Origin of the sequence: Okeania sp. SIO2C9 (assembly GCF_010672455.1) — a bacterium.
GTDB lineage: Bacteria > Cyanobacteriota > Cyanobacteriia > Cyanobacteriales > Microcoleaceae > Okeania.
The window spans coordinates 1-9,334 of sequence record NZ_JAAHGO010000076.1 but is presented as its reverse complement, the minus strand read 5'-3'; the positions used below and the strand labels follow the sequence as shown (position 1 = coordinate 9,334).

Annotated in this window: 9 protein-coding genes; 4 read left to right on the top strand and 5 right to left on the bottom strand. The window is 35.9% G+C overall.

The window, feature by feature from the left end:
* The first annotated feature begins 479 nt into the window (after positions 1 to 479).
* On the top strand, positions 480 to 1,424 hold the full coding sequence (locus F6K23_RS33000) for an aldo/keto reductase (protein ID WP_293164129.1): 945 nt from the start codon (positions 480 to 482) through the stop codon (positions 1,422 to 1,424).
* A gap of 863 nt (positions 1,425 to 2,287) precedes the next feature.
* Here the strand turns inward: F6K23_RS33000 and F6K23_RS32995 are convergent.
* The 4 genes from F6K23_RS32995 to F6K23_RS32980 form a co-directional block, all read right to left on the bottom strand.
* Positions 2,288 to 2,899, bottom strand: a complete 612-nt coding sequence (locus F6K23_RS32995) for a DUF3318 domain-containing protein (protein ID WP_293164127.1) — start codon at positions 2,897 to 2,899, stop codon at positions 2,288 to 2,290.
* Positions 2,900 to 3,369: 470 nt separating this feature from the next.
* On the bottom strand, positions 3,370 to 3,942 hold the full coding sequence (locus tag F6K23_RS32990; protein WP_293164125.1) for a hypothetical protein: 573 nt from the start codon (positions 3,940 to 3,942) through the stop codon (positions 3,370 to 3,372).
* Between the two features lie 750 nt (positions 3,943 to 4,692).
* A complete protein-coding gene (locus tag F6K23_RS32985; protein ID WP_293164123.1) occupies positions 4,693 to 6,105 on the bottom strand; it encodes a NupC/NupG family nucleoside CNT transporter in 1,413 nt (470 codons plus the stop codon).
* 254 nt (positions 6,106 to 6,359) lie between these two features.
* Positions 6,360 to 6,503 carry a hypothetical protein gene (locus tag F6K23_RS32980; protein ID WP_293164122.1) on the bottom strand — a complete coding sequence of 48 codons (144 nt, stop codon included), beginning with the start codon at positions 6,501 to 6,503 and terminating at the stop codon, positions 6,360 to 6,362.
* 87 nt (positions 6,504 to 6,590) lie between these two features.
* On the opposite strand from F6K23_RS32980, the gene F6K23_RS32975 reads away from it, so the two are divergent.
* The 3 genes from F6K23_RS32975 to F6K23_RS32970 all read left to right on the top strand — a co-directional run bounded on the left by F6K23_RS32975 (position 6,591) and on the right by F6K23_RS32970 (position 8,230).
* Complete coding sequence (locus F6K23_RS32975) at positions 6,591 to 7,634, top strand: RNA-guided endonuclease InsQ/TnpB family protein (RefSeq protein WP_367267896.1); 1,044 nt, start codon at positions 6,591 to 6,593, stop codon at positions 7,632 to 7,634.
* A 19-nt stretch (positions 7,635 to 7,653) separates the two neighbouring features.
* On the top strand, positions 7,654 to 7,869 hold the full coding sequence (locus tag F6K23_RS42420; RefSeq protein WP_367267895.1) for a zinc ribbon domain-containing protein: 216 nt from the start codon (positions 7,654 to 7,656) through the stop codon (positions 7,867 to 7,869).
* A gap of 76 nt (positions 7,870 to 7,945) precedes the next feature.
* Positions 7,946 to 8,230, top strand: coding sequence for a hypothetical protein (locus F6K23_RS32970; RefSeq protein WP_293164120.1), 285 nt, complete (start codon positions 7,946 to 7,948; stop codon positions 8,228 to 8,230).
* A gap of 917 nt (positions 8,231 to 9,147) precedes the next feature.
* Here F6K23_RS32970 and F6K23_RS32965 read toward each other — a convergent pair.
* Positions 9,148 to 9,334 (bottom strand): CHAT domain-containing protein (locus F6K23_RS32965; protein WP_293164118.1); only part of this gene is annotated, 187 nt, incomplete at its 5' end.

Genomic DNA, 9,334 nt, shown 5'->3' with positions numbered 1-9,334 from the left:
TATCAATTTTATAACTTAGTGGGGCTTTTAAACCCTGTTATTCATACATAAGCCTTACTGAATTTTATTTTGAATTTATATATCCTTAGATTTTTTACAAATGATTTCTGATTGTTATAGCCTCCTTTTTCAGTACCTCCTATAATAGGGAGGCGAGAAGATGCAGAATTTTCTGTTTTATCCTCTTAACAAGGGAAGCTTGAAACCTAAATTTTTGAGTCATTTGCCAGAAACTAGAAGACAAAATAATTATTCTGGGATTGTTGAGTATGAACTAATTAAAAATATCAATTTTATAACTTAGTGGGGCTTTTAAACCCTGTTATTCATACATAAGCCTTACTGAATTTTATTTTGAATTCTGAAGACTGATAACTGAATTATTTTTTGGTAAATTAACATCTATACTAGATGAAAATTTTACTGAAAATTGTTAGTCTAGTTTTGAGCATTATACACTAATTAGGTTTTTTTTGAACATGGCAACAACTACTTTAGGTAAAACAGGAATAACTGTTAATCCCATTTGTATTGGTACTTGGGCATGGGGGGATAAATTTTTCTGGAATTATGGCAGTAATTATGGTGCTAATGAAGTAGAAGCTGCTTTTCAAACTTCCTTAGAAGCAGGGATAAATTTCTTTGATACTGCTGAAGTTTATGGCAATGGTTTATCAGAAGAATTGCTGGGAAAATTTATGCAAAAAACTGAACAACCTGTGCAAATTGCTACTAAATATGGTCCTGTTCCTTGGCGTTTTTTTTCTGAGTCTATTGCAGATGCTGTTACTGCTAGTTTGAAACGATTAATGTTGCCGAAAGTTACTCTTTATCAAGTACATTGGCCGTTTACTTTTTTGATGAGTCAGGAAACTTTATTAAATGCTTTGGCTGATGAAGTAAAACAGGGCAGAATTGAAGCGGTTGGTGTTAGTAATTATTCGGTGGAAGAGATGCGTCAAGCTCATGCAATCCTGGAAAAACGAGGGGTGATTTTAGCAACTAATCAGGTGAGATATTCTCTGCTTTCTCGACAAATTGAAGCTAAAGGAATTTTGGATACTGCTAGAGAGTTAGGTGTAACAATTTTAGCTTATAGTCCTTTAGCTCAAGGTTTATTAACTGGTAAATATACTGTGGAAAAACCACCGACTGGTGCTCGTCAATTTGACTCTCGTTTCCAGAAAAAGGGTTTGGAAAAAATTGCTCCTGTGATGTCTTTGTTAAAACAAATTGGTGAGAAATATGACAAAACTCTGGCTCAGGTTGCCCTGAATTGGTTGGTTTTTCAAGATAGTGTGATTCCTATTGCTGGTTGTAAAAATTATGAACAAGTTCGACAAAATCTAGGAGCTATTGGTTGGGAGATGAGTCAAGAAGAATTTAATCAGTTAGAAGAAATTACTCGTTCTTGGTTGAAATAATAGCAAAGGGAAGGTTGAAAGCTTGAAATTTTGCTTTTGTCTTTCCTAATAACTACAACATTGGAGTTAATTTAATTATTTATTAGTTGAGGAGAGATGGCGATAACCTTCCGTTAAGCGTACGCAATTGCTCTTTTTATCTAAAAGTATCTTTATTTTGTGTTGAATAAAAAGTCATAATATGATGTACATAAGTAGTTATTATATTTACCGAAAAATTGGGTTTAAAGCCTCGCCCTTGTAGGGCGACTTTTTATTTGAGCATGCAAGTGAATTGAATATATGCTATTGTGTCATTAGTTGCCGGGGGGCACTCGGAAACTCGTGCGCGGACGTGGAGGGAAGCGTTAGACTACCGCCAAGGAAGCAGCACCCTGTGAAGCGTCAACCCGCCGAGGAGCTACGGCTTAGTAGGAATCCCCGTGCCTTTAGGCCGGGGAGGATGTCAAACTATCACGGTTTTTTTCAGAATGCAATCTACTGGACTGACACAGCTAAAATGGTGCAATAGAATAGTATTGCACTATTTTAGATGAAACAGTCCACTACCAATAGCGTTTATGTTTGACTACTCCCCGACTGTTGGCACGGGGATTCTAAGTAGATACTACGCAACAGGATAAATCCGTGTTGCTTCGTTTATTCTTAGCTGACCAAAAATATATTCTTTGGGGACAAGTCAAAGTGCCCCTACACAGTCGGCTAAGGCCAATGCCTAGGGTTCTGCTTACTTTTTATTGATAATAATAGCACAGGAAAACTTTAGAAGTCTTGTCTAAACGACTCCCTTGTTTTCATCCCCCGGTTAAAACACGGGGGCTTTCAACGTCGCTTTTCGGTAAGTCCTAACTATGCAGAACTACCTATTCTTTTCTCACTTTTTCCGGAACTGCTACAGGAGATAAACCAGCGGTCGCTCTTAAATTTTGACACCTAACTAACTCGGTAAAATTCAGATTATTACGCCCTTCAATTTTGGCTACATTTTCTATTCCTTGTAATAAATAATTTGCGGCTTCAGGTTCTTGATAACCTCGTCTTGTTGCTACTCTAATTGCCATTTCATCTGCTGCTAATTCTGTTTGTGTACTATGATTACTTTGCCAAATTTTGATTAAACCAATTGTACTTAAACCACCAGCAACTAATATTCCCACCACATCTGCTTGGCTTAATTGGGAAATTAATCCTATTAAACCAACTGCAAAAATACCTTGATTCAGATTAGGCTTAAACCATTGAATTTCACATAACCAATTGACAGTTCGTAACATGATTAAATCTCGTTGTCCTTTGGGTAAGTTCATCCATAAGTCAAAATTTAGATAGATTACCCGGTCATTTTTCCAAGGTAAAGGAAAGGTTGTTTCAATAATAGTAGATTGTTGATTTTTACCAACTATTTTTGTCATCATCCGCCCAGAAGCAGGCATGATATCTAATAAGCGGGTAGTTTCAGAAAGTTCTGGATTCATAATTTTTAAATTAAGGAAAAAGGAAGAAGAAGGAAGAAGGAAGAAGGAAGAAGGAAGAAGGAAAAATATTACATTGTCTGAGTTTTAAGCTGTTTATAGCAATGTGTGCTGGCATATTTACACATTATTTTTTGTACACCTTTTCGCTTGCTGCACTTTCAGCGGGACATTGTAAATACCTGAGCGCTCATTGCTATATCTCTCCTAATCTTTCCTTTGACTGCTATAAGCATTATTTTTTTAAATTGGAATTGCCGAATAATTAATAATTAATAATTAATAATTAAATAATTCGCGCCTTGAAGCCTCCCCTTTTAAGGGGAAAAAAGCGGTCGTTAGCGTAGCTTCCCGTAGGGTGGGATGGCGAGGTCAAAGGAGCAATATCCAATCGACTCCTGTGAAGAAATAATATTTCTTTATATTCAATCAAGGACGGTTTTAACCAGAGGTAATTATCAATTATCCATTAATTAAACTGCTTTTAAACTATTGGATAAAATTTGCAAAACTTGGGTGATTTTTTCTGTTTTTGCGTCTGTGGCACTAATTAACAATAAAAATACATTTCTATCAATCTGACTGGCTAAAATTATTCCATTTATCGGTTGTGTATTATTATTTATTGTTAAACTACCACTCCAAGGTAAAGTAATTTCTCCTGGTTTAATTACTTGAAATTCTTGTGGTTGAAAACCTTCGCCTCTAGCAAATTCATTTATGGCAATTATCGCTAAAGTTTGATTATCTAGCTGTTGTAAATTAACTTGAGGTTTGACGACCACAGTATAAGCTAAATTTCCTTCTGGCGATTCAAATACTGGTACGCCAGCAATAATTTTTTGTTGATAACCTTCTATAATTCCAATCTCAAATTTACTATCTTTATATGAGCGAGAACTCAAAGTGATTAATGAATTAGTAATATCTTCAGCTTGGGCAGGTTTCAGTAAGGATATTTGATGCCAATTTCCGATAATATAATTGAAAATAAATAAAGTTAGAGCTGTTAATAATCCAATACTAATTAAGCGCCATTTTTTCATATATATAGCCATTCTATTTCAGTTATCAGTTATCAGTTATCAGTTATCAGTTGTAAAAATATCTTTGAATTTAGGGAACAGGATTCAAGAATTTAGAATGCGCGAATTTAGAATTTAGAATTACCTCTCCTTGAAAAGAAGAGGATTGATTCAAAGGACAATTTTTATTTATTATCCCCTTAAAAGGGGAGGCTTTAAACCACAATTTTTCGGTAAAAGTTTCAGATTTTTTATATATCCTTAGATTTTTGACAAATGATTTGGAATTACTATTTTAAACTTCCAAATTAATTTTTTGCTGTAAATTATCGTAAGCATTTCCTCCGGAATGCTTACAAATTATCATCATTATAGTCTGAATTATTTAGGTATACAGTATCTGAAAAAAAAGTTGTATACCAGAAGGAAGGAAGAAGGTTAATATTCCATAAGTCAAGAGTACTAATGGCAGTGGCTATAAATTATCAGTTAAATTTCTCAGAATATTCAACTATCAACTTACCACCTAAAATCTACCGAATAATTAAGGTTTAAAGCCTCTCCTTTAAAGGAGAAACAAGCGATCGATCTTCGGAGCTTCCCCGTTGGGTGGGATGGCAAGGTCTCGGAGCCATATCCAATCGACCAAGAGAGAAAAAATTTTCATGCTCCGCGTCAATCCTCTCCTTGAAAAGAACTTGAAAAGAAGAGGTAATAATTAATAATTAATTATTAATTATTAATTATTAATTATTAATTGTTGAACACCTACTAGCTAAGACCTAAAATAGTAGGGTCTCCAAAATCAAATAACCCCGCGACACAACCTGTCATTAAGGTAGCAAGAGTACCAACCCATAGAGCTTTCCAACCAAGAAAAGAAAGTTCCGATCGCCTCGATGGTATGAGATTTGATATTCCACCGACAAAAATTCCATAGGATGCTATGTGGGTAAAACCACAAAGAACATAACTAACTATTAGTAAGCCACGATCGCTAATTTCTCCGGCCGCTTTTAGTTGTGCCAAAGTAAAATAAGGAGGGATACTTGTTTCAAATAATCTACGTCCAATTAATATTGAAACTTGCCAAAGTTCGTTCCATTCTAGAGATACTCCGGTGAGAAAAGTTAGAGGTAAAAATATCACTCCTAAAATATTTTGTACAGTAATTATTTGGAAGATATTTCCTAGAGGACTTGGTAGATTTGCTAAACCATTAAATATGGCATTAACTAAGGCAAGTAATCCCAAAATTACAATAATTACTGCCACAATTCCCACTGCCATTTTTACTCCATCTATCCCTCCATTAATTAAACTATCCATTGGGTTTGGTAATTGGTCATTTTCTTTTTTTTTCTCAGATGGAATATGACCTAAAGTTTTCGGTTTCTCCGTTTCTGGTATCAAGAGTTTCGATAATACAAAACAAGCAGGAATAGTCATTATTGATGCTGAAACTAAATGCCCAGTAATGCCAGGAAAAGTTGGTCTGAGAATAACTGCATATATGCCTAATATTGAAGAGGCGATCGAACCAAAACAACAAGATAAAATAGTACAAAGTTCGCTGCGGGTCATATCCTTTAGATATGGTTTGACAGCAATTGCTGATTCTATTCCTACAAATATATTTGCAGCTCCAGATAAAGATTCTGCCCCACTAATGTTCATTGTTTTTTGGAAAATTTTAGCAAACAATTTAACGATAGGCTGAATAATATTTAGTCGATATAATAGACTAATTAACCCAGAAAAAAAGATGATTTGTGGCAGAGAACGAAAGGCAAAAATAAAGCCTAAACTAAGATTATCCGGGGTGAGGCGATCGCCTGGAATTTCTACATAAGGAGTACCTACAGTTCTAACTATCCATCTAGCTGCTGGACCAGGTCCAACAATCCGATTAGGGTCTGGGACAATTGCCGAATCAGAGCCGCCAAATAAAAATCTAGCCCCTGCTTCTGAAGCATCTAGTACTGTATTTAAGAGATTATTGATTTGTGCAATGAGGTCGCGAGTTGGTAATACAAATATGAGTAAACCAATAAATAGTTGTAATCCTATTCCCCAAAATATAACTTTCCAAGGAATAATTAGGCGATTTTCTGAACCTAACCATGCAATAAAGCACAGAATTACAATTCCAATTAAAGAGATAAAGTTTAATAACAGATTCATTTGATTAGGGATAAAATTTATAAATATAGCAGGAAATAGGGAATAAAGAGTGTTTTTTTTCTGCAATTTAGAGCTTGAGTTAAAATCTTATTGGAAATTGCATTGCTCTCGGTTTCAGTATAAATCTAAACAGCAATTCTGAGTGCTAAATTGCTGTTTGCCGAGCATTCCGGACCCAAACGCTTTTTAACTTTCAGTTATAATATTGACCGAAAAAGTGGGTTTCAAGCCTCGCCCTTATAGGGCGAATTTAATTATTTGATAAATATTTCTTCTTGTTCAGTTGGTTTAACAACAACCTCTGGCAAACTATCAATCAGTTCTTCAATTACTTGAGTCATTGTTTTACCTTTTACTCGTGCATATAATCTTAACTTATCCATCCTTTCATCATTCATCCGCAATCTTAATTGATTATTTTTCATATTTATCCCCAATGTGTAACCAATTATATGATAATATAAATCAGGTCGATGAGGAAAAAGATGAAAGCAAGGTATAAGTACAGAGTATATCCAGACAATGTACAAAAGAAAGCTTTAGCTAAATTATTTGGATGTTGTAGAACAGTATGGAATGATAGTTTAGCTTATTGCAACGAGTTGTACAAAGAAGGTAAGAAAAAGCCTAGTAATGCAGAACTACAAAAACAGTTTATTACCCAAGCTAAAAAGACTGAAAATAGAGAATGGTTAAAAGAAGTTTCCAATATTCCATTGCAACAGTCATTAAATGATTTGAATGCAGCATATCAAAACTTTTTCAATAGTTGTAAAGGTAAGAGGAAAGGAAAACCTGCAAGACCTCCTAAGTTTAAATCTAAAAAGTCTAGACAAACAGCTAGATTTAGGAAAGGAGGATTTAAAATTTCTCAAGACAGAGTTGTTTTAACAAAAGTAGGTAAGCTCAAAATTATTTGGTCTAGAAAACTACCTAGTCAGCCTAGTTCTGTAACAGTTATTAAAGACTCTGCCAATAGATATTTTTTAAGTTTCGTAGTAGAAATACAACCAGAATCATTACCTCAAACTGATAATTCAGTTGGAATTGATCTAGGAATTAAAACTTTTGCTACATTGAGTGATGGTCGAAAAATTGATGCACCAAAGCCACTAAAGAAACGAATCAAGAAATATCGAAAATTAAGTAAGTCATTATCTAAGAAAACTAGAGGTACAAATCGTTATGAAAAAGCTAGGTTGAGAATAGCTAAGTTTCATGCAAAACTGAAAGATACAAGGACAGACTTTCTGCATAAATTATCTACTGAAATTATTAACGAAAACCAAGTGATAGTTTTAGAAGATTTGAATGTATCTGGAATGGTTAAAAAGCGGTGCGACCCCGCGACGACGCCAGTCGCAAGGGAATGCGCACCAAGAGACCGTAAATTATCTAGGGCTATTTCTGATTTAGGATGGAGACAATTCCGAACATTCCTAGAAGGAAAAGCAGAAAAATACGGTAGAGAATTTAGAATCATTAATCGTTGGCAACCAACCAGTCAAATTTGTTCATGTTGTGGTTAACGCGCGAGGCAAATTAGATTTGTCAATTCGTGAGTGGCAGTGTTTAAACTGTGAAACTACACATGATAGAGACCACAACGCAGCAATAAATATATTAGTCGCGGGCGGGCAGTCTGAGACATTAAACGGACGCGGAGGCAAGCATAAGACTACTGTCAAGGTAGCAGCAGCCTGTGAAACGTCAACCCACTTTGAACCTATGCAGTTATCTTTATTTGATTTGGATGACTATTAGGTGGATAGGAATCTCCTCGCCTTTAGGCAGGAGAGGATGTCAAATAAGTAAATTTATATGGTAGGAAAAATAAATCATGGAAGCATTTAGCCCAACTCCTCCTCAATGGACAGAATCCTCAATTCATGTGTTTCAGTTCTGCTGTCCTAAGTGTGGGGCAAGTGCAATAGACGCACAGGCAGTTTGGATTAATCGACGTTCCCCTGTCTATGGAGAAAATAGTCGTCGCAAATGGCAAGAATTTTATCATTGTAAGTGTGGTTGTAGTTGGTGGGCCTGGAGTAGCGATCGCCCACCTTCTAAGTATGCTCGTAAGAATGGAGATGAGGATGAATGTAATGATTTAGATCCTTTTAGTTAGAAACTTAGGGTATTCCTGCATAGTAATGGTATACAGCGAAATAGTATATAGCAAACAGGAATACCTGGCACGGGAGCAAGATGCTCCCACTTTTCTTGTAACAAACATTGCTGGACAATGCACGACCATTACAATGCAGCATCACCAGAGTCATTTTTCCTTTTTCTTTTTTCTTGACTTCTTACTTCTTTATAATCCAGAAGTCAGTGTTGTTGACTACTCCCCGCAACTGTTGCCGAGGGGATTCTAATATCATGTTCGGATGATCACTTATAATAAAGCCAGAATCATTACAGTAGAAGTCTTCAAATTTTATGGCCTAAAAGATGGCGATCGCCAACTAGCTCTATGTTCTGACGATCGCTTATAACTGAACAGCCCTAGTTTGAGGCCACCAATGGAAACAAGTTATATCATGTCCGGATAAGAGCGCTTCGCAAAAAACTTTCTCTTCATTTATAGCTTAAAATTCCCTCCTCATAACTCATTACTCATAACTCATTACTCATAACTCATTACTCTAATAGACATCTATAACAATTACTCCAAAAATCTTTAGCAATTTATCAAGAAATCGCGGATAAATAAGGAGAAGCTGCGGAGCTTTGCGTTAGCAAACGGCCGTTCGCCCCTACTACCTGATATCATGTCCGGCAGCATCGGTCTTGTATAGCAAAGGTAAGGAAGAAGGAAGAGGGAAGAAGGAAGAGGGAAGAGAGAAGAGGAAGAAAGGCTACCCTCGCAAGAAAAAAACCATTATTTCCTGTAGATATTCACCCTTGGGTTTACACAAACGATATAAACGGACATGATATGACTCCTACCTTCACCCATAAGACTTTTTCAGCAAACCCTAATTAGTTAAACTGATAACTGATTACTGATAACTGATAACTGAAGTGACCATCTCTTTCCCATCACCAAGGACTACCAACCATAGTAAACCCTGCCCAATAATAAGGATGAGATAAATTATAATTCTCTATATTTTCTAACGCTGGAGGTAACGGCACTACCCTACGCTCTCCACTTCCCTTTAACTCCCCATCTGCAATAACTACCTCTCCCCGCAACATCGCTAACTGCGCCTTTCTCAATGCCTCT